This window comes from Vibrio sp. YT-18 (assembly GCF_033337345.1).
Lineage (GTDB): Bacteria > Pseudomonadota > Gammaproteobacteria > Enterobacterales > Vibrionaceae > Vibrio > Vibrio alginolyticus.
The window spans coordinates 1-25,258 of sequence record NZ_JAWOQO010000008.1; the positions used below are offsets into that span (position 1 = coordinate 1).

At 44.3% G+C, this 25,258-nt stretch carries 26 protein-coding genes; 22 read left to right on the forward strand and 4 right to left on the reverse strand.

Annotation, left to right across the window (positions count from 1 at the left end; all coding sequences use genetic code 11):
• Positions 1-348 precede the first annotated feature (348 nt).
• Together R7M72_RS12355 and R7M72_RS12360 are read left to right on the forward strand one after the other, a co-directional pair.
• Positions 349-1,110, forward strand: coding sequence for a cytosolic protein (locus R7M72_RS12355; RefSeq protein ID WP_213870206.1), 762 nt, complete (start codon positions 349-351; stop codon positions 1,108-1,110).
• Positions 1,111-1,213: 103 nt separating this feature from the next.
• The gene (locus tag R7M72_RS12360; RefSeq protein WP_005374275.1) at positions 1,214-2,245 is read left to right on the forward strand and encodes a hypothetical protein; all 1,032 of its coding nucleotides are present in this window, start codon (positions 1,214-1,216) and stop codon (positions 2,243-2,245) included.
• Positions 2,246-2,408: 163 nt separating this feature from the next.
• On the opposite strand, the gene R7M72_RS12365 is transcribed toward R7M72_RS12360, so the two are convergent.
• Both R7M72_RS12365 and R7M72_RS12370 read right to left on the reverse strand, forming a co-directional pair.
• On the reverse strand, positions 2,409-2,765 hold the full coding sequence (locus R7M72_RS12365) for a YibL family ribosome-associated protein (RefSeq protein ID WP_005374274.1): 357 nt from the start codon (positions 2,763-2,765) through the stop codon (positions 2,409-2,411).
• A gap of 85 nt (positions 2,766-2,850) precedes the next feature.
• A complete protein-coding gene (locus R7M72_RS12370) occupies positions 2,851-3,846 on the reverse strand; it encodes a 2-hydroxyacid dehydrogenase (protein ID WP_064369510.1) in 996 nt (331 codons plus the stop codon).
• 242 nt (positions 3,847-4,088) lie between these two features.
• On the opposite strand from R7M72_RS12370, the gene R7M72_RS12375 reads away from it, so the two are divergent.
• Positions 4,089-4,571, forward strand: coding sequence for a murein L,D-transpeptidase family protein (locus R7M72_RS12375; protein ID WP_017819702.1), 483 nt, complete (start codon positions 4,089-4,091; stop codon positions 4,569-4,571).
• A gap of 35 nt (positions 4,572-4,606) precedes the next feature.
• On the opposite strand, the gene R7M72_RS12380 is transcribed toward R7M72_RS12375, so the two are convergent.
• A complete protein-coding gene (locus R7M72_RS12380) occupies positions 4,607-5,317 on the reverse strand; it encodes a glycerophosphodiester phosphodiesterase family protein (RefSeq protein WP_005374268.1) in 711 nt (236 codons plus the stop codon).
• A 229-nt stretch (positions 5,318-5,546) separates the two neighbouring features.
• On the opposite strand from R7M72_RS12380, the gene R7M72_RS12385 reads away from it, so the two are divergent.
• The 19 genes from R7M72_RS12385 to R7M72_RS12475 all read left to right on the forward strand — a co-directional run bounded on the left by R7M72_RS12385 (position 5,547) and on the right by R7M72_RS12475 (position 22,576).
• Positions 5,547-6,212, forward strand: a complete 666-nt coding sequence (locus R7M72_RS12385) for a response regulator transcription factor (RefSeq protein WP_005386018.1) — start codon at positions 5,547-5,549, stop codon at positions 6,210-6,212.
• Entirely contained in the window at positions 6,212-7,585 is a 1,374-nt protein-coding gene (locus R7M72_RS12390) for a sensor histidine kinase (RefSeq protein WP_064369509.1), read from the forward strand. Before R7M72_RS12385 ends, R7M72_RS12390 begins: the two co-directional genes overlap by 1 nt.
• A 207-nt stretch (positions 7,586-7,792) precedes the next feature.
• Entirely contained in the window at positions 7,793-9,886 is a 2,094-nt protein-coding gene (locus tag R7M72_RS12395) for a TonB-dependent siderophore receptor (RefSeq protein ID WP_064369508.1), read from the forward strand.
• 74 nt (positions 9,887-9,960) lie between these two features.
• On the forward strand, positions 9,961-10,728 hold the full coding sequence (locus tag R7M72_RS12400; protein ID WP_005374260.1) for a DUF3450 domain-containing protein: 768 nt from the start codon (positions 9,961-9,963) through the stop codon (positions 10,726-10,728).
• Positions 10,729-12,096, forward strand: coding sequence for a MotA/TolQ/ExbB proton channel family protein (locus R7M72_RS12405; RefSeq protein WP_042523423.1), 1,368 nt, complete (start codon positions 10,729-10,731; stop codon positions 12,094-12,096).
• Positions 12,096-12,650 carry a MotA/TolQ/ExbB proton channel family protein gene (locus tag R7M72_RS12410; protein WP_017819708.1) on the forward strand — a complete coding sequence of 185 codons (555 nt, stop codon included), beginning with the start codon at positions 12,096-12,098 and terminating at the stop codon, positions 12,648-12,650. The genes R7M72_RS12405 and R7M72_RS12410 overlap by 1 nt, the downstream gene beginning before the upstream one ends.
• Positions 12,647-13,051, forward strand: coding sequence for an ExbD/TolR family protein (locus R7M72_RS12415; RefSeq protein ID WP_005374257.1), 405 nt, complete (start codon positions 12,647-12,649; stop codon positions 13,049-13,051). The genes R7M72_RS12410 and R7M72_RS12415 overlap by 4 nt, the downstream gene beginning before the upstream one ends.
• Entirely contained in the window at positions 13,051-13,671 is a 621-nt protein-coding gene (locus tag R7M72_RS12420) for an energy transducer TonB (protein ID WP_203345256.1), read from the forward strand. The genes R7M72_RS12415 and R7M72_RS12420 overlap by 1 nt, the downstream gene beginning before the upstream one ends.
• Positions 13,668-14,840, forward strand: a complete 1,173-nt coding sequence (locus tag R7M72_RS12425) for a tetratricopeptide repeat protein (protein WP_017635539.1) — start codon at positions 13,668-13,670, stop codon at positions 14,838-14,840. Before R7M72_RS12420 ends, R7M72_RS12425 begins: the two co-directional genes overlap by 4 nt.
• Positions 14,841-14,973: 133 nt before the next feature.
• Positions 14,974-15,603: a PepSY-associated TM helix domain-containing protein gene (locus tag R7M72_RS12430; RefSeq protein WP_021035904.1), complete on the forward strand. Its 630-nt coding sequence runs from the start codon at positions 14,974-14,976 to the stop codon at positions 15,601-15,603.
• A 21-nt stretch (positions 15,604-15,624) separates the two neighbouring features.
• Entirely contained in the window at positions 15,625-16,164 is a 540-nt protein-coding gene (locus R7M72_RS12435) for a DUF2271 domain-containing protein (RefSeq protein WP_054576196.1), read from the forward strand.
• 15 nt (positions 16,165-16,179) lie between these two features.
• Positions 16,180-17,010, forward strand: coding sequence for a DUF4198 domain-containing protein (locus tag R7M72_RS12440; RefSeq protein ID WP_005374252.1), 831 nt, complete (start codon positions 16,180-16,182; stop codon positions 17,008-17,010).
• 42 nt (positions 17,011-17,052) lie between these two features.
• Positions 17,053-17,373, forward strand: coding sequence for a hypothetical protein (locus R7M72_RS12445; RefSeq protein WP_005374251.1), 321 nt, complete (start codon positions 17,053-17,055; stop codon positions 17,371-17,373).
• Positions 17,370-17,921 (forward strand): DUF6162 family protein, encoded by a 552-nt coding sequence (locus R7M72_RS12450; RefSeq protein WP_005374250.1) that lies wholly within the window; start codon positions 17,370-17,372, stop codon positions 17,919-17,921. The genes R7M72_RS12445 and R7M72_RS12450 overlap by 4 nt, the downstream gene beginning before the upstream one ends.
• A 22-nt stretch (positions 17,922-17,943) precedes the next feature.
• Entirely contained in the window at positions 17,944-18,870 is a 927-nt protein-coding gene (locus R7M72_RS12455; RefSeq protein ID WP_005374249.1) for a metal ABC transporter solute-binding protein, Zn/Mn family, read from the forward strand.
• Positions 18,870-19,598 carry a metal ABC transporter ATP-binding protein gene (locus R7M72_RS12460; protein WP_017635536.1) on the forward strand — a complete coding sequence of 243 codons (729 nt, stop codon included), beginning with the start codon at positions 18,870-18,872 and terminating at the stop codon, positions 19,596-19,598. Before R7M72_RS12455 ends, R7M72_RS12460 begins: the two co-directional genes overlap by 1 nt.
• Positions 19,598-20,473: a metal ABC transporter permease gene (locus R7M72_RS12465; protein ID WP_005393560.1), complete on the forward strand. Its 876-nt coding sequence runs from the start codon at positions 19,598-19,600 to the stop codon at positions 20,471-20,473. Before R7M72_RS12460 ends, R7M72_RS12465 begins: the two co-directional genes overlap by 1 nt.
• Before the next feature lie 22 nt (positions 20,474-20,495).
• Positions 20,496-21,365 carry a metal ABC transporter solute-binding protein, Zn/Mn family gene (locus R7M72_RS12470; protein WP_025768065.1) on the forward strand — a complete coding sequence of 290 codons (870 nt, stop codon included), beginning with the start codon at positions 20,496-20,498 and terminating at the stop codon, positions 21,363-21,365.
• Between the two features lie 215 nt (positions 21,366-21,580).
• Positions 21,581-22,576 carry a porin gene (locus R7M72_RS12475; protein WP_017635534.1) on the forward strand — a complete coding sequence of 332 codons (996 nt, stop codon included), beginning with the start codon at positions 21,581-21,583 and terminating at the stop codon, positions 22,574-22,576.
• Positions 22,577-22,791: 215 nt separating this feature from the next.
• On the opposite strand, the gene R7M72_RS12480 is transcribed toward R7M72_RS12475, so the two are convergent.
• Positions 22,792-24,957 carry a S9 family peptidase gene (locus R7M72_RS12480; RefSeq protein WP_225455350.1) on the reverse strand — a complete coding sequence of 722 codons (2,166 nt, stop codon included), beginning with the start codon at positions 24,955-24,957 and terminating at the stop codon, positions 22,792-22,794.
• Positions 24,958-25,258 lie beyond the last annotated feature (301 nt).

Here is a 25,258-nt window from a genome sequence, read left to right on the forward strand (position 1 = left end):
GAAAGCACCGGTCTTGAAAACCGGCATACGTTAATAGCGTATCTAGGGTTCAAATCCCTATCTCTCCGCCACTTTTAAAAAAACCGCTGTTCTTACAGCGGTTTTTTTGTATCTGCTGTTTTTTAACCGCTGTTATCGAAACTTCTAATTGGTTTTTCTCTAGCTCTTTCTCCAAGTTTTTGCGTACCTACATTGGGTTTAGTTTACGCAGTAATACCTTCAATCGAAGACATTTCCATACGTGTCATTTGGGCTTCAAATAGAGCTTTGTTAAGTCTCAACGTGGGATGCTTAAACGCATTTTGATAGAGTCCCAGTCTAAATACTGCAAATGTACTTGGAGAAAAAATGAAGCTACTTTACTGGTTAGATGAATGGCAAGCTCTTACTCAACAAGAACAAGAGACGGCTTTACCTATCTCTGGCTACGATTTACTTGATGATGTGTTTGTGAAGTATGAACTCGTCGATCTTAACAAGCCATTGTTGTTCACATTTTCTCCTTCTGGTACTGATGTGCAGGTACAAGACTTAACTCCGGATTTTTCTCCTTGGGGCTACGAGCTCGGAATACAACAAAAAGTAAACATTATTGCCTTTCAACATTTAGGACAAAGTAATTGGTTCCGTAGTCGGAATTTGATTTTCTTTCTGGAGCAGCTATCTGAGTTGCTTCATCCCTTCAAATGTCGTTTGGGTTATGGGCAAAGTCGAGGTGGCTTTGCAATTGGCGCGTTCGCTAACTTGCTGAAACTAGAACATCTTTTGTTGTTTTATCCTGTTAGCACTAAAAATAAAGCGTTAGTGCCTTGGGATGATCGGCCGAGTACTGAGCTTGCTCAGCAGTTTGCTTGGGAAAGCGGCTACCATGATCGAGATTTGGGCAATGCCAAAGGTTATATTATTTATGACCCATCCAATCGCATTGATCGTCTTCATGCTGAACGTTATCCAGAGCTTACCCATTTAAAAGTCGTCGGTATGGGACACGGCACTCAATCCACACAATTAGATAAATTAGAATTTTTTAATCTGGTGGCGCAGGAGTTTGTTCGCCATCAAACCTTAGATATTGACCAATTTAATAAGCAAATTCACGCTTTGTTTTAAAAGAGGACTGATATCAGAGTCCCCTGTAACCAGGGGGAGATGATCACACACTAAAAACTAGATTTTTAACACAATTGCTAGGCGCAATTTAGATGGAGGATTAATGAAGTTACTGTACTGGTTGGATGAATGGCTGGCTCTTTCTCGTGAAGAACAGCAAACCAGGCTACCGATGTCCGGGGAGGACTTACTTGATGATGTATTTGTTAAGTATGAGTTTGTCGACCGCAATAAACCGTTGTTGTTCACCTTTTCCCCTGCTGGTACGAATCTACAAGTACAGGACTTACACTCAGACTTTGCGCCTTGGGGCTATCGCTTAGCCCAGAAACAAAAAGTAAATATTATTTCATTTCAGCACCTTGGGAAAAGTAATTGGTTTCGCAGCCGTAATTTGATTTTCTTTCTAGAGCAGCTATCAACTTTACTTGAGCCTTTTGAATGTCGTTTAGGTTATGGGCTTAGCCGCGGTGGTTTTGCTATTGGTGCCTTTTCCAATCTATTAAAGTTGGATCAAGTATTGATGTTTCACCCGGTCAGCACAAAAAACAAAGTTTTGGTGCCATGGGATGATAGGCCAAGTACTGAACTAGCCCAACAATTTGATTGGGAAGGAAAGTATCACGACCTTGACCTTGGCGATGCAAAAGGCTACATCATTTATGATCCAACTAATGAAATCGACCGCCTTCACGCCAAACGCTACCCAGAGCTCACTCACTTGAGAGTCTTTGGGATGGGACATGGTACCCACGCGACGTATTTGAATAAATTCGGTTTTTATAAGCAAGTGGCCGTAGACTTTATACGTTATCAGAAGATAGATATAGCGCAGTTTCGTCATCAGACCAAAACGCTGCGCTTAAAAGAAGATTACTATCAGTGCCTTAACAAGGCGAATGCGAGTTCACAGCATCGTTTAAACTTACTGAGTACCGCTCATAATGTACTAATTGAAGAAAAGAAAGAACATGTGAAGGAGCATCAAGCGCAAATCGATATTCAGCCACTTGTTGATATTGCACTTAAGCATGAGTATGACAACCCGCAAGATGCAGTACAGCTTTTGGAAGTCGCTCAGCAGTTGGTTCCGAATGATCCCGTTGTGGAGCACAAGTTGCAGCAACTGTCGTAACGTTGAGATGTAATGCGGACGATATTGGTCGAAATAGGTCAGTGGCTTTTGTCGCTGGCCTTTTTAATAGCTTATGGATTGATATTTCGATGAAATCTAATGAAGCAGTACAAAATAAAAAGCCCAAGCAAATGCTTGGGCTCCATAAATGTTAATGCGAGTTTTAAAACTCTTTTGGCGCAAAGCCTGTCATCACATCAAGGCGAAGTTCTTTACCAACTTTTGTTAATGGGTGAACGATTACTAAGCCGCGTACACGTTTTTTCAGTTTGCCGATGTCCGCTTGTTCTGCTTTGGTGATTTCACGAGAGAAAGGCATATCAAGTAAGCTTTTACGTTCTTTGTTCAGCTCATAGTTTTGCTTGTGCTTTAACTGGTTAAGCTTTTTGGTCAGCTGTTCTACTTCATCCGTGAACTTTGTAATCATTTCGTGATCACCACGAGAACGTGCCGCATCAAGTTTACGTTGGCATGTATCTAAACGGTTGTGCAGCTTTTGAATATCAGTTTTTATGCTCATGGTAATTTGGCTCAAATTTTAAATAGTCGAGGAGTATAGCATAGCTGAGATCACACGCTCTACTATACTTCTCGATTGTCTGGCTTTAGTTAATCAGTTCATTGCCCGATACGTTACCAGAGAAAAAGGCTTCGACGTTATCAAGCGTCACAGAGGCAATATTATTCAGTGCTTCGTGAGTCAAGAATGCTTGGTGGCCAGTAAACAGCACGTTATGACAAGCCGATAAACGGCGGAAAACATCATCTACAATGACATCGTTAGATTTATCTTGGAAGAATAAGTCTTTTTCATTGTCATACACGTCTAGGCCAAGCGCACCAATCTTACCTTGTTTCAACGCTTCTATCGCGGCTAGTGAATCTAGCAACTCGCCTCGACTGGTGTTAATGATCATTACACCATCTTTCATTTGCGCGAAGGCTTTTTCGTTCAATAAGTGATAGTTTTCTTCACTCATTGGACAATGGAGAGAGATAATATCCGCATTAGCGTAGATTTCTTCAAGCGAACAGTAACGGGCTCCCATTTCTAGCGCTAATGGGTTTTCGTAGGGGTCGTAGCAAAGCAGTTCCATGCCAAGCCCTTTGAAGATACGCATCGTCGCGATACCAATCTTACCCGTACCAATAACACCAACGGTTTTTCCGAAAAAGTTAAAGCCAACAAGACCTTCTAGCGAGAAGTTGGCGTCACGTGTCCGTTGGTAGGCCTTGTGAAGACGGCGGTTTAGGCACATCATTAAACCAACCGTGTGCTCTGCCACTGCCTCTGGTGAGTAAGCAGGAACTCGAACCACTTGTAAACCTAGTTCTTTGGCTGCTTGTTGATCAACTTTATCAAATCCCGCGCAGCGCATAGCAATAAGCTTGGTCCCGCCCAGAGAAAGCTGTTTAAGGACAGGAGCTGAAAGATCATCATTAACAAACGCACATACGACTTCACTGCCGTGTGCCATCTTGGCTGTTTTTTCGGTTAGTCGGAAGTCGTGATAGTGAAATTCAAAATCGCGGTTATTTTTAATTTTATTAAAAGAGGCTTCGTCGTAGGATTTTGCACTAAAAAAAGCAATGTTAATCATGGTTCCCTCTCAAAAAGTGCGGACTTTATAAATAAATATGCTTATAAAGTAATGCAACTTAGCCGCAATGAATAGAGAAATCTTCTCTTTGACTTTTGTTGTATCAAACAACAACAAGAAGTACGCCTTTCAGCGAGTGCTATCTTACGGTTCCGCATTAGATACTGTTTGCTTTACGAGCATTAACTGACTAGCATTATCGCTCTTTTCTTGTTCACTTTATTAGCTTAGGCGTTACGACAATGTCAGTAAAATGGTGCTCTATGTTCTTGTGTTGTGTGTTTGCTTCTGGCACTCACGCAGCTGTTGACCTCGTTAAAGTCGACAAGTCTAAGCGTCGAATGTATTTGATGGAACAAGGAGCAGTGCTAAAAGAATACCGAATTGCTTTAGGAGCGAACCCTCAAGGACATAAACAAGAAGAGGGAGACAATCGCACGCCAGAGGGCGAGTACACTCTAGATTATGTTATAGAGGACTCTGCTTTTTATCGTTCTGTGCATATCAGTTACCCTGATGCGATTGATACGTTGGAAGCGAAGCGCCGAGGTGTGTCCCCTGGAGGGAACATCAAAATTCATGGCTTAAAAAACGGTGAGAGTCAGTTGCCGATTTACATCCAAAGTTTTGATTGGACTAATGGGTGTATTGCGATTACCAACGAGGAGATGGACGAATTTATCCAGCTTGTCGAGATGGGGACACCAATTCAGATTGAGTGGTAATAAAAGGTCCCCTTTAATGTTCTGGCTCTTATAGGCTATGGCATAAAGCGCTGTGGATGATCACTAAAAATACCGTCTAACTGAGGCAGGTATTTCAGTTTATTTGGATTGTTCACCGTATAGCACATCACTTTGTAACCGGCTTGTTGGAGTTTGTTTATCTGGCGAGTACGAACCCAGTTAATGTTTAGGTTGCAGCTATAGGCACTAACTTCTTCCAAAAGGCGTTTATCTTTTCTCGTAAAGAATTCACTTAACACACCCAATCGGTAGCCACTGCAGTATTTGTGCATCGCTCTAATGACGTCATGACTAAAGCTCGATAGGAGTACATTCTCTTGCGGCATTGGACTTTTTGTTAACGCATTGGCGAGAGTCTGCGCCACTTCTTCCGCTGGATGGTTGTCTACTTTAACTTCGATATTCAAGTTAAGCTTATTCTCAGTAGCTAAAGTGAGCAGTTCATCTAGTGTCACGATCTTCTCGCCTGAAAAGTCTGTGCTAAACCAACTACCGAAATCTAATGCTTTTAACTCTTCCAGGGTGAGCTCATCAACACGGCCTTGTCCATTGCTGCATCGATTGACGGTATGATCATGGCAAACCACTAAAACATTATCTTTGGTAGGCTGTATATCCACTTCCACCCACTTTAATCCCAGGTCAATGGCTGCTTGAATGCTTATTTTTGTATTCTCAGGGTATGAACCTGCCACGCCACGGTGACCAATTAATAACGTTTCCATTCGCTTTATCTTTTGCTTTGCGGTTGCCAGATTGTACTCGTTTTTTCTATGAAGATATATCTAGGTGCATATTGTTAGGAACCTTTAGTAAAAGTGAACATTAAACTCTAATGGCACGTTGCTGCTTCTTGGACTGAGTCCTGTGGACTTAAAGCATTAGAGTGTTAGTTGTTTAATTGGTAAATGAGTAATAAAATGCGAACCATTTTTATTTGAATGGTGAGTGGTAATGTCACGAGTTTTGATAGTCGATGATGACGTTCCTTTGTGTGAGCTGTTAGAAGCGGTTTTGCAAGAGGAGGGCTACATCGTCTCTTCTGTACATTGCGGTGAAAGTGCGCTGCAATATATGGAAAAAACGCCTGTAGATCTTGTATTGCTTGATGTCATGTTACCAAACCTTAACGGTATGCAAGTTGCTCGTAGGATCTGTCAGCGCTTCGCGACACCTATCCTAATGCTTACCGCTCTCAACGATGAAAACTCGATGCTTGATGGTTACCAAGCGGGGGCCGATCAGTATATCGGAAAGCCCTTTAATGTCGCTGAGCTTCTAATGCGCATCAAAGCGATTCTTCGTCGTGTTGGCTTGGAACGTCAACGTCAGACGATGTGTAGTACCGTTCAAACGATCAGTGACCAGCTTAATAGCTTACCCCTCACAAGTACGGAAGCTGAACTATTGAGCTACTTGGTAAAAAACCAAGGAGTCGTGATTTCAAAAGCAGAGCTTCAAACTGAAGTGTTAAAGAAAGAGCTGAGTCCTTTTGATCGCAACCTTGATATGCACATCAGTAACATACGTCGCAAGTTAGTTGAAGCGGGGCTTTCCAAGCAACATATCAAAACCTTCCGTGGCAAAGGTTACAGTTATTTAGAGGCTGTAAACCGTTAATGAAGCTCCGGTGTCCACCTTTTATTGCAAAACGTAAAGATAGCTTAGCGTTCAAGTTATTTAGTTGCATGACCGCAATTGTCATTAGTATTTTGGTCGTGCAATCCTTAGCGGAACAAGCTCTGGTGAAAGCCATGTTGAAAGTGCCCGATAGTGTGCGAGAAGAAATGCTAGACCTTGCACATCAAGCCAATGTATTGATTGAGCACGGAGACATGGACGAACTTGCTGACTGGGCAAATGCGCAAAACTTTTATTTATTTGTGTTGAATGAACATCAGCAACCAGTTACGCACCGTCTGATGCATCCGCACTTCGAGTTCAAACTTCAATTTAAGAGAAGCATTGATGATCAACTTGAGGGGAAAGTGAATCGCCCCATCATCAATATTCCTTTAGTTCATGGCAATACTTTAGTGATTCAGTTGCCACATCGACTGCACCCTGCAAATGACTTCATTCTGTATTTCTCTATTCTCAAAGTCGTGATTGCAGTGGTTATTTTGGCGCTCTTTTCACTGCTAATGGCACGTAACTTACAGCAACCATTGGATCGATTGAGAGAAGCAAGCAAAAAGCTATCTAATGGCGATTTTAATGTCAGTGTCGTGAAAGAGCTGAAGTCGAGCACGCGTGAGTTTAACGAGTTAGCGCAAGACTTCGATCACATGACGCAACAGATTCATTCTCTCGCTGAAAAGCAGCGACTGCTTATAAGAGATGTCTCTCACGAATTGAGAACGCCGTTAGCGAGGCAGAACTTGGTTCTGCATCTTTTGCGAAAGCGTGTTGGAGAAAGTGAGCAAAGCCTAGTGACAAGGCTAGAAGATGAAGCAAAAGAGCTAAACCATTTGATCAGCGATATATTGGAGTTCAGTCGCTTGGAAAATGCGCGCTTCGACAAAGCCACGAAACGCTGTGATTTAGAAGTTTTGCTCTCCCCGCAAGTAGAACGTTGCAAAATAGATTTGAAGTCAGAACAGACGTTGTCTTTCCGCTCAGAAGCTGTATGTGCTAAAGCCATTTGTGAAGAAACGCTGGTCATTCGTTGTTTGAACAATCTTATTGGTAATGCCATTAAATATTCAGGACAAGCATCTCAGATAGAAGTTTCTCTGGAAAATTATGTCAAAGAAGGGCAGCAATTCACCACCATGTCAGTATCTGATAATGGGCCTGGTATTCCAGAGAACAAGCTGGTCGATATTTTTGATCCGTTTACACGCTTAGATGCTTCTAGAGATAAAAAGCTTGGTGGCTACGGTTTAGGTCTTGCGATTGTCAAAGAATCCATGCGTATTATGGGTGGAGCAGTCACGGCGAAAAACCGTGAGCAAGGTGGTTTGAGGGTTACTTTAGTGTTCAAACAATAAGTATGATTAAGTTGTATTTTTTGTGATTAATGTCACATTATCATGGCGCATCATCAGAGAGTACTTTACAAAAGTTTGCAAATGCAAAGAATGTAAATTTAATGCAAATGGTAATACTTATCACTTATATTCACCCGCGAAATAATTAAGAGGGAATCGCATTCAACAAGTATGTGACCCGAAAAATAATAATCGGAGTGAAAGGATATGTTTACTAAGAGCCATTTGGCGTTAGTGATCGGTGCAGTGTTAGCAACACCTGCAGTGGCGGAAGTTCAAACAGACGAACATGTAGTTGTAGAAGGTCGAGAGTTCGGCTACAAGGCAGATACAAACAGTACAGCAATGCGCATGGAAATGACGCAGCTGGAAACGCCGGGACAAGTAGCGGTTATCGATGAAACGGTAATTGATGAGCAGCGTGCAAGTACACTTGGTGAAGTGCTACGTAACGATGCAAGTGTTAGCGCGGGTGGTACAAGCCGTAACCGCGAACGTTTCTCTCTACGTGGTTTTGAACTTAGCAGTTCAGACGGTTTTCTTCGTGATGGTCGTCAACACTGGTCACACTACCGTCAGCCAATTGAGCTTTTAGAGCGTGTTGAAGTGCTTAAAGGTCCATCAGGTCTGCTATACGGTAAATCTGAGCCGGGTGGTTTGGTAAACATGGTTTCGAAAAAACCAACAACTCAAACACAAGCAAGTTTGAGTCAAGATCTAGGTTCGAATGATCACTCACGCACTGTGCTTGATGTGAGTGGCGCGCTAAATGATGCAGAGACACTGCGAGCGCGCGCAATTTTTGCCAAAGAAAGCTACGGCTCTTGGCGCAGGTACGGTGATGGCACTGAGCCTAAAACAGATCGTACGGTAGCTGGCCTAGTGGTTGAGTACGATATCACCGACAACTTTATGGTATCGGCTCATTACGATCGCACGAAAGACGACGGTAGCGTGGACTCTGGCGCATACATTGTTGATGGCAAAGCGGTTCGCGGTGATAAGTACATTTGGGATGCGCAGTGGTCTGAAATTGATAACGAAGTAGAAAACTACGGTGTCGATATTAATGCGCAAGTCACGGATAACGTGAACGTAAAAGCAGGTTACAACCGCCAAGACTTTAAGCGTTTTGATGTAGAGTCTTACCCTAAGTTTGATCAGTATGAAGAGTTAAATACGATTAAGCATCGAGGCAACGATCGCTCCGATAATTGGGTATTTGATACTGCATATATAGATGTGACGACGGACTTTACTTTGTTCGGTACGGAAAACACGTTGTTAGTGGGCGCTAACTACTTAGATTACAGTTATGATCGCTTTATGGCATTTCATAATGAGGCGAGTATTGCGCCAGGAGAAACGGTGCCTAAGCCTAGCTATAGTAGTTCGAGGAAATCACCAACAGCTGAGTACGATACTTGGGGTATCTACGCGCAAAATATGATGACGATTAATGATTACTGGCAAGTGCTTGCAGGTGTTCGTTATGACGAAAAGCGTGATGATGAACTGACCGAAAACCAAGTTTCTCCAAAGTTAGGTGTGATATTCCACCCATCGACGAATGGCTCGGTTTACGTTCAGTATTCTGAAAGCTTCATGCCTCAAGGTGAAGTCAGCAACGGTAGTCGTACCTACATCAATGAAGGTGAGAAACTCGACGCTGAGCGTGGTATCTCTTATGAAATCGGTACGAAGTGGGAACTGTTTGATCAGCGTTTATTTGTATCTGGTGCTGTGTTTGATATCACGTTAGAGAACATCTCGCTGGATGTTGAAAGCGGCAAAGACGCGGGCGGCAATCTCCTACACAAGAAAACGCAAGGTGGTGAGCAAGTTCACAAAGGCGCTGAGTTAATGGCTCAAGGTTTTGTGACCCCAGAGTTGTCGCTAACCGCTTCTGCAATGTATTTGGATGCAGAGCTTAAGAAGGCAGAAAGATATGAAGGTAACCGCCCTGTAGACGTGCCAGAGTTCTCGGCAAGTCTATGGTCTAGCTACAAGGTTCAAGACAACACTAACTTAAACCTTGGTTTGATTTATGAAGGTGATCGCTACGGTGATGCACAGAACACCTTCAAGAAAGATGGCTACGCTCGCGTTGATATGGGCGTGTCATACAAACATAAGTACGATGAAAACTTGGATATTATTGCTCGATTCAATGTCGAGAATTTATTCGATACCGACTACTTCGCAGGTGGTGGTAGCACGAATGGCGAGCAAAAAGGTGCGAGTGGGGTTGTGGTTGGAGAAAGCCGCAACTACATGGCAACAATCCAGTTCAAGTACTGATAACAATTTGATTATTAAAGGGGAAGGGTAGTCTTCCCCTTTGGTCGTTTTTGGAACACAGAAATATAACTCGTATGAATCTAATGAAATCAAGTATCGCTCTGTTGATATCATCGGTTTTGATTCCCGCTCACGCGGCGAACTTAAACGATGCACAAGCTGTGCAGAGTAAAACAAACCAGTCGTCGGCGGTAAGCCAAAAACGTATTGATGCAAGCGCAGAAAAATCACTTACTCTAGAAGCTGAAATTGAGCAGCTGCAAGAGGAAGTCGGTAACTTGAAGATTTATCGCGATCATCTTGCAAGCCTTGTTGAAAGTCAAAATCAAGAAGTTGATAGCTTGAACGAGCAAATTGAGCAGATTGCTCAAACTCGTCAAGGTGTCGTGCCTTTGATGTATCACATGCTTGAGGGCTTAAAAGTGCTCGTCGCTAACGACAAGCCTATACGCAAAGCGCAACGTGAGGAGCGAATTGCAAAGCTGGATTCCATGATGACGCGTGCAGACGTTGCGGATGCAGAGAAGTTTCGTCGTATTTTAGAAGCGTACCAAATTGAAATGGATTACGGCACCAAGCTTGGCGTTTACCAAGGCAAGATTAACCTAGGTGACAATGAAGCTGTGGAGGCGGACATTCTCTATTTAGGGCGTTTGTCTTTGGTAGCGCGTAGCTTATCTGGTGACACATTTTGGAGCTGGTCACAGCAACAACAAGCATGGCAACAAGTGGGTTCTGAGCAAAAATCAGAGCTAGACAAAGCGTTCGCTATGGCGAATAAACAGATCGCGCCGAGCATGTTAACTCTACCAGTGTCGTTAACCGCTGCGGAGGGCAAATAAATGATGAAAAAATGGTTATCGGTTGCATTAATCTCGACAGCCGCATTAATGCCTTATACAACTTTTGCTAGTGATGCGTTGTTACAAAAGGCGCAGCAAGAAAATCGTCAACAGCAATCGCACAATGTCGCGCGTGAATCAGGTTTTAAGCAAACAGAGCAAGACCTACAGGCTATAAAGAATAAATTGGTGGCAGAGCGTGCTGCTCTTCAAGCAGAGGCGGACTCATTAAGTGTTACCTTCGGTGAAAATGAAGCAGAACTGGCACAGCTAGAAGAAAAGTTGCGTCTAGAAACCGGGAGCCTAGGTGAGTTATTTGGCGTCGTTCGCCAGAACGCAAAAGAGCTAGAGTCTGAGCTAAAAAGCTCAGTAACCGGTGTAGATGCAAACTCATATCAGAAAGATATCGATGCTATTGTTGCGGCTAAATCACTGCCAACGTTGACCCAACTTCAGGCGATGTGGCGCAGCATGGAAGAACAAATCAAAGCAAGCGGTGAAATGGCAAACGTCTCTTTCACACTGCTAAATGGCGAGGGTCGTGAACAAACGGTTAGTGGTGTTCGTCTTGGTTCTATGGCGCTGCTGGATGACACTGGCTACGTTAAGTGGAATGGTCAACGCGGAGATGCGGTAAACTATCTTCGTCAGCCTGAAAGCGGTCCAACAGCGAATACTATTTCCTCTGGTGACATTGATGCGCTTGTCATAGATCCGTCACGTGGCATTCTTCTTGAGCAGCTCGCAAACTCACCGACTTTGGCTGATCGCCTAAATGCGGGTGGCGTTGTCGGCAAAATCATCCTTGGTTTATTGGCTATCGGCCTATTGATTGCGCTCGTACGTGGTGCATCTCTGATGATTTCGCGCCAGAAAATCATGAAGCAACTGAAAACCCCAGCGCAGCCAGGAAACAACCCTTTGGGTCGCGTGCTTGCGGTATACCAGAAAGACAAGCATCGCAGCGTAGAAGCGTTAGAACTACGTCTTTTGGAAGCCGTTGTTGATGAGCAAACCCACCTAGAAAAAGGGTTGTCGATGCTTAAGCTTCTTGCTGCTCTAGCTCCTATGCTTGGCCTACTAGGCACGGTAACGGGTATGATCGAAACCTTCCAAGTCATCACTCAATTTGGTAATGGTGATCCGAAAGTAATGGCGGGTGGCATTTCGATGGCACTTGTGACTACCGTACTTGGCCTTGTTTCAGCCATGCCTTTGCTATTAGCGCACAACGTATTGAGCTCTCAAGCAGAAAATATTCGCAGTATCTTAGAAAAACAAGGCATCGGTTTAGTTGCAGAACAAGCTGAGCGTGATATGCCGAATAACAAAAGTCACTCTAACACCTTAGCGGAGAACGCAGCGTAATGGAGCAGATCCTACTCAGCACATTGGGTTTGATCAGTGAGGATTGGGCCACAACCTTGATGAGCTTTATGCAGCAAGGTGGTCAAATCCTATGGTGGCTGGCCGCCGTCGTGGCGGTGTGCTGGCTGTTGGTTATGGAGCGAGTTATTTATCTCACAACGGTTTTCCCTGGGGTAAAAAAACAGCTTTGTGAGCAGTGGCACGCAAGATCAGAGCACCACTCTTGGTACGCGCATCAAATCCGTGAAGGATGGATTGCAAAAGCGCAAATCGAACTACGCCAAAACCTATCGACTATTAAGCTACTTGTGGCGGTTTGCCCAATGCTAGGGTTGTTAGGGACGGTGACAGGCATGATTACGGTGTTTGACGTAATGGCATCGCAAGGCAGCAGCAATCCGAAATTGATGGCTTCTGGTATCTCACTTGCTACGCTGCCAACCATGGCAGGTATGGTAGCAGCGCTTGCGGGCATGTTTATTCATGCTCGCCTTAGCAAAGTGTGTGAACGAAAAGCTATCCAGTTAGAACAATCTTTAAGGAGTCAAAAGTGAGACTCGGACGCAGACCTAACCAACAAGATGAAGCTCAAGTCGATTTAACCTCGATGCTTGATATCGTCTTCATCATGTTGATCTTCTTCATTGTGACCAGTTCGTTTGTACGTGAATCCGGTGTAGAAGTGAATCGCCCTCAGGCTTCTAATGTAGTAAGCCAAAAAGACGCGGGCATTTTTATCGCAGTAACGGCAGCGAATGATGTGTACATCGACAAACGAGTGGTTGATATTGAGCGTGTTGAGGCCTCTATTGAGCACCTGTTACTTGATCAGCCTGATGCTTCGTTAGTTATCCAAGCTGACGAGCATGCTTACAATGGCACTGTCGTGAAAGTGATGGACGCTGCAAAGGCGGCAGGTGTGAAGAACATTGCATTGGCGGCGGAGAAACCTTAATGGGCAGGCTGTTACTTGCACTACCAGCATCACTGTTAATTTCTGTGAGCTTGTTTAGCTTTATGGCGTGGATGGTTGATAAAGGCAACCAGCGTGCGCCAGAAACTTCAGAAGCCGTTCGTTTTGATATGGTGATGGTAGAGAATGAAGCAGACGTGCAGCGTCGTCAACGTTCAGTGCCGGAGCAACCAGAACCACCTCAAGCGCCGGAGCCAATGGATCTGTCTCAAGCTGACACTCAAATGGAACCAATGAGTCAGATGACGCCAGTCAGTGCTTTAGGTTTAAACACTGCCCTTGAAGGCATCGCGATTAGTGCACCAAACTTGAAGGGAACAATGGGCAACCAGCAAGCACTGCCGTTGTATCGTGTTGATCCTCGCTATCCAAGTAAGGCGCTGAAACGTAGAGTGGAAGGTTATGTCATTATGCGTTTCACGATCGATGCAACTGGACGACCAAAAGATATTGAAGTGATCGAGGCTGAGCCCGAGCGCATGTTTGAAAGGGAAGCAATCCGTGCGCTTAAAAAATGGAAGTATCAGCCAAAAGTTGAGGATGGTGTGTCAATTGAGCAGTTCGGACAAACCGCTAAAGTGGAGTTCAAGTTAGCCAAATGATGAAAAAATTCTTAATCGGTACGGTATTAAGCCTGAGTGCACTCTCAACCATTGCCAGTGAGTTAAGCCAATACACCGCAGCGAGAGTTCAACGAGCACATAATTTGGCTCAAGAAGAGAAACTGAAAGAAGCGATTTCATCTCTTGAAGCTATGGAGCTTTCTCGTGGATATGACCAAGCTTATGTCGCTCGAATGTTGGGTATTTTTTACTGGCAGAACGAGCAAACTCAAGCGGCGATTAAGCAACTTGAGTTGGCAGTCAATAGTGGTTTGCTACAAGATGAGCAAGCATGGCAAACCCGAAAAATGTTGGCTGATATACTGCTGAACGAGCAACGTTTTTCTAAGGCTTTACCTCATTACTATGCCTTGAGCAAAAACATTCCTAAAGGTCAAAAAGCGCATGAGCTATGGCTGCGTATTTCCCAATCTCATTATCAACTGAGTCAGTGGCAAAAAGTGCTTTCAGCAATGGCTCGTTATGAGAAATTTGGTCAGCCAGACAAGCTTGGCGCATTGTCGATAAAGCTTTCTGCTGAGCTAGAACTGAAAAAGTGGAAGCCGGCAATCTCGACCATCAAACGCTTAATCGTGATTGAACCTGAGCGAATTGAATGGTGGCGTCAGCTTGTTGCTCTATACCTACGGGTTGATGACAACAAACGTGCCCTAGACTCTTTGGCGTTGGCAAAACTGAAAGGGTTACAACTTAGCCAAGATGACTTAAAGCTGCTGGCACAATTGTACGCGAAACGAGGTATTCCTGAGAGAGCTGCGTTGGTGATGAACGAGCTAGAGGATGTAAACTCGAATAGTAAGCTAAAAGCTCAGCAAGCAACGTATTGGCAAATGGCAAAAGAGTGGGAAGAGTCTATTGATAGCTGGCGTATTGCAGCTCAGCTAGATAGGCAGTATTACTGGAACTATTCTCAACTGTTGGTGCAAGAAGGCCATTATAAAGATGCCATTGCCGCGCTCGATAAGGTCAGAGGTCGTAAAGCGGATGTTGCACTTATCAAAACTCGCGCTTACTACAAACTTAAGCGGTTTGACGATGCGCTCGCTAATGCCAAAAGAGCGAATGAGATTAAGCCATCGAATCAGGCAAAGAGTTGGGTTAAGTATCTATCACAGCTACGCAAAGTAGAATCGACGCAGAACTCATAGCGAACATTTTTATTAAATACCCGAGCTCAGTCTCGGGTATTTTTTTGTTTAAAGTAAACAATGTAAATTAAATGCCAATACGAATGATTATCACCTAAATTATGCCCCACATTTATTGGTGATGATTGTTTCTATGTTGCTTAAAAGCAAAGGTGTTCAAACTTGGGCTCGCCGCCTACATATCTATATTTCGATGGCTCTTCTCTTAGTTACGCTGTTTTTTGCAGTAACTGGTATTACCCTCAATCGCCCCGAATTGTTTGAACGCAGTGAACCTATCATTCAACAACATACTCTGACGGTTCCGCACTCAGTTCTATTCTCACATTCAGATACCTTTCAACCTAATCGTGAAGAACTGGTAGCTTTCTTGACTAAAGAAACCGAGCTTCGCGGCACTCCCTCCGCACTAGATGTGTATACCGAAGTTGAGCAAGGTGAGTTGTTACTCGGAGAGCTTTCTATGGATTTTAAAGGCCCGGGTTATAACGCTACGGTCTTTATTGATATGACTACTGGTGCGGCAGACGTCGAAACGACGCACTACGGTATTGTTGCGCTGCTGAACGATCTACATAAAGGACGCAACAGTGGTGGGATTTGGAAGTGGTTTATCGACGTCACTGCGCTTTTGATGGTGTTTTTTGTTCTTACAGGCGTGTGCTTGTTACTGCCTAAGAAGAAGACGCTCAGAACGTCAATGCAATGGATGAGCTTTGGTACGTTACTGTCGCTCGTAATTTATTTTGTTGCTGTTCCATAACAGCTTTTTTAGAGAACACTTATGTTGAACACAGGAAGATTTTTCCGCCGTAATCACTTTTGTAAAGCCGCTTTGATCGCGGCTTTTACTCCTTTCTCTCTTTCCGCGGCGCCTCTACCAGATAACGCGAAGGTCGACTTCGAACTCGAACTTCCAAAGATAGATACCTCAATGTATGCACGCCCTTATGTGGCGGTTTGGGTTGAAAACGATCAGCGTAAACCGGTTAAAACCATTCAGTTATGGGTAGGGAAAGACGAATGGTTAAAAGATCTACGCAGCTGGTGGAGAAAAGCGGGTCGTTATGATCGTGAACTTGTTGATGCGGTGACTTCTGCAACACGTCCTGCTGGTCAATACCGCTTTGTCTGGGATGGAACCAATGACTCAGGGGAGCGTTTGGAACAAGGAAATTACACGTTGTACGTCGAAGTCGTTCGTGAACACGGTGGGCGAAACTACTTACGTCAAAAAATAACGCTAGCGGACAGTGACGTGCGCTATGAGCTTAAACCAACACAAGAGACGGGTGTCATCACCGTCAATTATCAAGTTAAGTGATTAAAGGACACAACAATGAAAACCAAAATGAAAGCAGTGGCATTGGCGAGTGTAATGGCAATGGGATTGGCTGTAACCACCACCGCACAAGCACATCCACGTTGGGTTCTGCCCTCTCACTTTACGGTTTCTAAAGAAGGCGGTGACTGGCTGACATTTGATGTTACTGCCTCTCACGGAACGTTTGTTTTTGATAAGCCTGCGGGTAGTGATCAGGCATTTGTGGTGATGCCGGATGGTCGCTCTGAGCGTCCTAACTTTGTTGTTCGTGGCAAGCGTCGCTCTATGTTTGATTTCTTTTTTACAGAAGAAGGCACGCACAAAGTCGCGATTAATAATCAGCCGAGCTACTACACACAATACAAAGCGGGCCGTCGTGATACGGTGAAATGGGCGCGAGCAAACAAAGCTGAGCGTGGTGACGTGCTTCCTGAGCAAGCGCGTGATGTGGTTACTCAACTAAGTTACACCCGAGCAGAAAGCTACATTACGGTTGGTATGCCAACGGACAAAGCGTTGGAGATTGAAGGCAAAATGCTGGAGATGAAACCGATCACGCATCCATCGGACATCATTGAAGGTGAGCCTGTGACTTTCCAGTTTTTCTTTAACGGAGAGCCACAAGAGGGCGTTACTGCTGAGATTACACGTGAAGGTACCATGTACCGAAACCATCAAGAACAAATCGATGTGGTGAGCGATAAAGATGGCAAAGTGATCTTCACGCCAGAAGTCGCCGGGCGCTACTTAATGAAAGCGAACTACAAAGGTGAATTAAAAGATAATCCATTGGCGGATAAAGCGAGTGCCAATGTTCACCTTACGTTTGAAACTCAACTTAACTAATCGAATTAGGCTCAGCAATTGCTGGGCCATTTTGGAATTATCATGAATAACACTTCTCTTCTAAAAGCGGTTTTGCTTTTTTCTGGATTTGCGTCCTTTCACGCTGCTGCACATTTTCCTCTGATGAGCTGTCACTTGGCGCAAGATAAAGTGATTTGTGAAGCGGGCTACTCGGATGGATCGACAGCGGTCGACTACGATGTCGAAATGTACGATTACGACGACAATCTGATCGCCAAAGAAAAAACAGATAAGCGTTCCATCGCAGAATTTACTCACCCTGAAACAGATTTCTATTTGGTATTTGATGCCGGACATGAAAGCCCGGTGGAAGTGGATATCGTTGAGCTGAAAGAGAAATGAGTGTACAGAAAGTTCGCCCTGATGATGGTAACCGAGAAGGAAAGTGGGTCGCACTGACAATCGCAGCAATTCTCAGTTCAGCAGCCATACTTATGCCCTACCATCAGGTCGCGACTGAAAAGCCAGACATGCAGTCTCATCAAGTGTTAATCACGGATTTACATCAAAATGAGTTGGGGTTGATCGCTGAGCTTAAGCTCGCTCATGAAGAGATTCGTGATTTGCAGTTAGATACCGGAACTTGGCCTGAGATCTCTGATATGGAGGTGCTTTGGATTGCTCCGTTCGTGAAAGACCAAAACTGGAAGCGTAAAGGTTCTCATCAGTGGCAACGAATTGATGACGGTGTCTACATTGGCGTGAAGACCAGTGCCCAAGGCTCTGCTTCCATGCTGTTGGATAGCCGCAGTTCTCAAGCTGATATTTGGTTTAATGATTCTAGCCGTTCGTTAAATGTGGAGGGACTAAGCGATCTAGCTAAACGCCACGATTTCGGGTGGAAACAAATCGTTCTGTCAGACTCTTCCTCTCATTCTCACGCCCATTAAGACAACATAATTGATAAGTACTATGATCAAACGCTCTCTTTTACGTCGTATTCTTACAGCCACCGCGTTATTGACGGTGTCTTCTACTGGCTTTGCTGCCGATAAACTCAGTATTGGTATTACGCTTCAACCTTATTACAGCTATGTTAAAGCCGTTGTTGGTGAGAAGGCGGACATCGTTCCTTTGGTTGATGCTGGTTTTAATCCTCACAACTATTTGCCACAACCTAATGATCTTAAGCGCTTAAATGAAATGGACGTAATAGTGATCAATGGTATTGGTCATGACGATTTTGCACTGAAAGTGATCAAGGCTTCTCAGCGTGATGATCTCGTGGTTATAGAAGCGAACAAAGAAGTGCCTTTATTGCCCGCTATGGGGCAGTCTGTTGGTCAAGGAGCAGTGAACCCTCACACCTTTGTCGGTCTATCAACAACCATTCAAAAGGTTTACACCATCGCGAGTGAGCTAAGCCAATTGGACCCAGACAATGCTACGTTCTATCGCCAAAATGCTCGTAAATACGCGAAAACATTTCGCCTGATGAAGCGTGATGCAATGTTGTCTCTTGGTGAGTTGGACACGGCTGGTATGAAGGTGGCGACAACCCACAATGCTTACGGATATATCCTTCAGGAGTTTGGTGTTGACGTTGCCGCTGTCATTGAGCCTGCTCATGGTGTAGAACCAAGTGCAAGTCAGCTACAGGAAACGATAGAGAAAATTCGTGAATCGGGCATTGATGTTCTGTTTTATGAGCTCAATATGCCGAATCGCTTTGTTGATACCATCGAAGAGGCGACCGGGGTGCAGCTTTATCGCTTTTCTCACATGACTCACGGTGAGTATGAGGCTGATAAAGTCGAGGTTGAGATGCGAGATAATGTGGAAACACTAATCGAAGCCATGAAATTTGTGGCGAGTAAGCGAGCAGGGGAAAAGGCGTAATGACTGGACCTTCCGTTTCCTTAAGTAACGTGGGCCTAAAATACGCCGACAATATCATTTTGCAGAATATCAGCGCCGAATTCGAGAACGCGAAATGTCACGTGATTATGGGACCGAATGGTGGTGGGAAAACTTCTTTGCTTCGTTCGGTACTTGGACTTACGCCGTTTTCGGGAAACATTGCACTCAATTGGCCAGAGCCATCAGCTGCATCGGGGAAGATAGGGTATGTGCCACAAAAAGCGATGTTTGAAGCAAGCCTCCCGTTAACCGTGATGGATTTTGTACTGCTTAACCAAACCCGTATCCCTCTATTTTGGCGACGTAAAACGAAACAAACTCAACATGCCCTGGCCCAGCTGGATCGCGTGGGTATGGCAACGCGTAGCGACCGTCGTATGGGGCAACTCTCTGGCGGTGAGCAACAGCGTGTTTTGTTTGCGCAAGCTTTACTGGATGAGCCCAATTTATTGGTTTTAGACGAACCTACAACTGGCATGGATGAGCAAGGTGTTCGATATCTTGAAGGTTTGATTCATGAAGTCGTTGGAGAAGGCAAAACGGTACTGGCAGTACACCATGACGTGACCGCAGTGCGCCGTTTAGATGCGCAGGTCCATGTTGTAAATCGTCAAATTGTGGCGTCAGGGCACCATTCAGATGTACTAAGTCCTGATCGTATAGAAACATTATTCAAGCACTACACAGCAAAAGTGGAGGCTGCATAATGGATTGGTTGCGAGAGTTAGCGGTTAGCGGCGTTGAAGCTGGATGGTTAAGCGATAGCTTTTCTTATGCTTTCATGGTGAACGCAATTGTTGCAGCGCTGATATTAGGACCATTACTTGGTGGTCTTGGTACATTAGTCATCGCCAAGCGACTGGCTTTTTTCTCTGAAGCGGTTGGGCATGCTGCGCTTACCGGAATCGCGATTGGTGTGTTGCTCGGTGAGCCGCCAGAGAATCCGATCATCGGATTGTTTAGCTTTTGTATGATTTTTGCGCTGTTGCTTCACTTTGTTCGTAATCGTACGAATGTACCTTACGACACACTGGTTGGGGTTTTTCTTGCACTAGCGTTAGCGGTTGGTGCTGCGCTGTTAATGTACGTTGCTCGCAAGATCAACATTCACATGTTGGAGAACGTGTTGTTTGGCTCGATCTTGACTGTGACGGACAACGATATCCTTATTTTAGCGATCAGTTGTTTGATCATATTACTGCTTCTTATTCCAACGTTTAACCGCATTTTGCTGACTTGTATTAGCCCGGATATTGCACGTGTACGCGGCTTTAATACCAGCTTTTATGATTACTTATTTGTCATGATGATCACCTTGGTCACCATCGCCGCGGTAAAGATTATTGGCGCTGTATTGGTTGGTGCATTGCTACTGATTCCTGGTGCAACGGCTCGGTTATTGACTAAACGCATGGGCAGTTTTGTTCTCCTTTCTTCTTTATTGGCAACCATTGCGTGTTTAGTAGGAACCATACTGCCGATGGAGCTTGAGCTACCAGTGCCATCAGGCGCATCCATCATCATTGTTTCTGCGGCATTTTTCCTAACAGCAACGGTTTACCGAATTATCCAAAAAGCGTAACCCTTTTTATAAAGTAATGAACATGAAGATAAAAAAATTAGCGATAACTTTTGGTTTGGTTATAGCGACAACACTTCCATCGTTGGCAAGCGCCAAAGACATTTTAACCAGCACTCCCGTCACGTACATGTTGTCTGAGCAACTCATGAAAGGTACAGGGATAGAGACTCAGTATCTGCCTCCAAAGCGTTACGGCGTTGAGCGTCTTGAGAACTGGTTCGCAAATAAAGGTACAGAGCAAGTTAAGCAAGCGGGTCAAGCCGCGACGGTTGCTATTACTCTTGGTGCGATTTGGAAACAAGACCCGACTTATGTTTACGCTCGACAGGGCAACATTCACTTGATTGAAATCGATGCATCGCAGGCCATTTCTCCTAGAGCTCAAGGAGTTGCAGTACTGACATTGGAAAACGGGTCAACATCGAAGTACGCATGGCTGAACCCTACAAACTTAATCCGAATGGCGGGTATTGTTGGAGAGGATCTACAACGTGTATATCCTGAACACCAAAAGACGATTCAAACGAATCAACAGGCTCTTATGCTCAATGTGCGTGAACTGATCAACCAACAACAGGCAGAGATCTTCGATAAAGGCATCGATTCAGTGGTACTGATGAGTGAGTCACTAGAGGACTTTGCCTCTGGCAACCAATTGTTTGTGGTTGGGCGCGAATTTAAGCCGGAACTCGAGTGGACAGAAGAAGACAAATTATCTTTAAAAGCTCAGTTTGAACAAGATAAAACGCTATGGTTGGTGACGGATAAACGACCGTCGAAAACCTTGACATCGCTTATTAAACCGAGCCGCATACTGCAAATTGATGTTATTGACCGCTGGGGCAGTAAGGGTATCAAAACTGAGAAGCCACTCGCACGTTGGGAGATGTGACACGTAAAAAGCCACAGATTTTATGATGGGGAGTGAAAAGTTCCCTATTTTTTTGTGATCCATTTCAAAATGTGAGCATTAATACCACTGGTTGCATAAGAAAGTGTTTGTTTCATTTCTATTTCATTACTACTTTGTTATGTGTTCGTTGCGATTGATTCGGATTTAATCTGTTTCTAAGCGAACCGGTACAAACAACTATACGGATGTTAACAATGAAAATGAAAACTCTAGCCGTTGCAGTGGCGGCACTAGCATGTGGTTCACAGGCCTTCGCAGCAGAAGTTTACAACAGCGATGGTACATCTTTATCGATCGGCGGTCACGTTTCAGTTGGCGTGGGTGAGTATTTCGAAGAAGATGTAAAAGTTCACCAAGTGTCTCCGCGTATTAACGTTGCGGGTAAGAAAGACATTGGCAACGGTATTACTATCGACGCTAAAGGTGAATGGGCGCTTAACTACCTAAATGGTGGTGAACAGTCATTCAAAACTCGTCTAGGTTACATCGGTGCTACTCATGAGCAGTTTGGCCGTTTAGTAGCAGGTACTCAATGGTCACCTTACTACGATGTCGCTGGCGTTGCGGATCTACCAATCGCGTTTGCGAACGACTTTTTGTACGACAACCACGGCAACCTAGGCTCAGCTCGTGCTGATAAAATGCTTAGCTACCGTAAAGGGTTTGAATTTGGTGAAGGTTTTGCTTTCAACCTAGGTCTAGGTTGGCAAGGTGAGCAAACTTCAGATGCAACAACATACGAGCAACGTGGTCAAGTTGCATTGAGCGGTTCTGTAGCTGGCTTTGGTCTAGGCTACGTATACAGCGGTGGTGATGTTAAAAACGCGACTCTAGGTACTAAGAACGCTGAATCACACCTATTCTCTGTAAACTACGGTCAGTACGGTTCAGGTCTATACGCAGCAGTAGTATACGGTATGAACGAGTACTTTTACCAAATGCGTAAAGACACTTCTCAACTTGAAGCTCTTTTGGCATACGGCGTAAACGATTGGACATTCAGCGTTAACTACGAAGGCGTAGAAGACGAAGAAGACAATAAGACAGTTTCAAGCGAAACTGCGCTACAAGCAGAGTACGCTGTAACTCCTGCTTTCGTAACGTTTGCAGCTTACCAGTTTGATCTAGGTAACGACTACAACAATGAAGAGAACGACTACTGGACTCTAGGTGCTCGTTACTACTTCTAATAAATAGGCCAGTTTCTACTGCCTAAACACATTTATTGTGTTAACGCCTACTCGTTGTGAGTAGGCGTTTTTCTTTCTGCTATCCTTTGGCTATAAGAGACGCTAGTCATTCTGTGCTTAGGTAACCCCACTCTTTGTTTAGAGAGTGCGTCTATAAAAATGCCCGCAAGTTGCGGGCATTTTTTGTTGTTAGAGATACAGTTCTATTAATACGCTTATTTTTTATCGAGTAAATCGAGGAAGAAGGCATACTCTAGCGCATCTTCTTTTAAGCGCTTAAATCGACCAGATGCGCCGCCGTGTCCGGCTTCCATATCGGTTTTGAACAACAAGACGTTATCGTCTGTCTTCATTTCACGAAGTTTGGCGACCCACTTCATTGGTTCAAAGTACTGTACTTGAGAGTCGTGCAAGCCAGTCGTTACCAACATGTTCGGGTAGTTTTGCGCCTTGATGTTGTCGTAAGGCGAGTAACTCAACATATAGTCATAGTATGTTTTGTTATTTGGGTTACCCCATTCATCATACTCATTGGTGGTCAATGGAATTGATTCATCGAGCATAGTGGTTACCACGTCCACAAACGGAACATGTGCACCGATGCCGCGGTACAGTTCTGGTGCTTGGTTGATGATAGCCCCCATTAAGAGACCTCCTGCAGAGCCACCAACAGCGAAGACTTTATCTTTAGCGCCATAGCCTTGTTCAACCAAACCTTTAGTGACATCAATAAAGTCGTTGAATGTGTTTTGCTTGGTTAGTTTTTTACCGTCTTCATACCAAGGGCGGCCAAGCATTTCAGATCCACGAATATGAGCAATGGCGTAAACAAAGCCGCGATCCAATAGACTCAAACGTGTCGAGCGGAAAGTTGGCTCAATGGTTGCGCCATAAGATCCATAACCATATTGGTAGAGTGGATTTGTACCATCTTTCTTAAATAAGTCTTTACGATACACCAAAGAAACGGGTACTTCTTTACCGTCACGGGCTGTGACCATGATGCGTTCTGATTGGTAATTGTTAGGATTAAAATCACCAAGTACAGGTGTTTGCTTCATGACTTCTGACCCGCCCGTTTTTAGATCGAAATCGTAGTAGGTTCCTGGAGTGGTTAAACTGCTGTAATAAATACGAACTTTCTCGTTATCCAGCTCTAGGTTACCTGTCAAATAGGCAGCAAACGCATCGTCATTAAATGTGAGGGGGAATTCTTTTCCTGTTGAAAGCTGACGTACAGTGACGCTTGCTAGGCCGTTAGAGCGCTGCTCATAGACGATGTGATCATCGAATAACTCGAAGTCGACAAGTTGAGTGTTGTTGTCTGCCGCAATCACATCTTGCCATTTAGAGCGGTCATGCATGTCATTTTGATGAACTTTCATCAAACGGAAGTTGACGGCTTGATAGTTAGTATAAATGTAGTACCAATCGCCTAGCTTAGAAATACTGTATTCAATGCCATCTTCACGAGGATAGAACGGTTTCGCCTTTGCTTTAGGGTTGTTCGCATCAATAATAGAGACCCCACTGGTTTCTGTACTCGAATGCCAGATATAAATATCTTCGCCATCTTTGCTTTTGCTTAGTGAGGTGTAATAGGCGCTGTCGGTTTCCTCAAAAATCAGCTCATCGCTGCTTTGTGGTGTGCCCAATACATGACGATAAACTTGGTAGCCCAATAAGGTCTGTGGATCTTTTTTGATGTAGTAAAAGGCGTTGTTATCGTTCTGCCATGCGACAGCGCTTGAGGCCCCTTCGATTTCATCTTGTAGGTAATTGCCTGTTGTCAGGTCTTTGATCTTAAGGGTGTACACGCGGCGGCTTAATGTATCTTCGCCATACGCCAATAAGTTTTCATTCGGACTAACGTATAGGCCGCCGATACTGAAAAATTCATGTTCTTTTGCTAGTTCATTGACATCTAAAATGATTTGTTTGTCTTTGCCTGCAAAGTCTTTAGCTCGCAAATGGACTTCGTACTCGTTATCTCCGGTCACTTCACTGGAGTAGAAGTAGTTGCCTTTACGAACCGGTACTGAGTTGTCGTCTTTTGCGATGCGCCCTTTAATTTCTTCAAATAGCGTATCTTGAAGTGTTTCAGTGTGCTTTAGAACGGTTTCTGCGTACTGATTTTCTGTCTCTAGGTGCTGTAAAATTTCAGGGTCTTTACGTTCGTCGTCACGCATCCAGTAGTAGTTATCAACGCGGGTATCGCCATGAATAGTCATCGCGTGAGGGACTTTTTTCGCAACTGGAGCTTGAGTTTGTTGAGCAACGATCTGTGTTTGGGAGTATTGAGTCATGCTGGGGATTCCTTGATTGCTGCATCCGGCGACAAGCGCGACCGAGACGGCCAACGTAGTTAAAGTGAAACGCATCTGATTTTATCCTTATTGTACACCCAAGTGGCCTCATCCTGAGGGCTGGGCTTTCATTTTGTTAGTGGTTTTCAGTTGTCCATTCTTTGTTATGGGGTATACCGAAAAAGTGAGAATCCTCAATATTTCCGAGTTGGATACTCAATTTGAAGGGCGCTGAAAACACATTGTGTAAGCAGCTGTTATTTTTAACAAATATCAATTCGAAAGTTAAATCATTCTCATCGGGGAATCGATATAGTGTGATATGAAAAAAGGGACACACTTGTTGAGTGTGTCCCTTTTGGATTTTGAAAGTAAG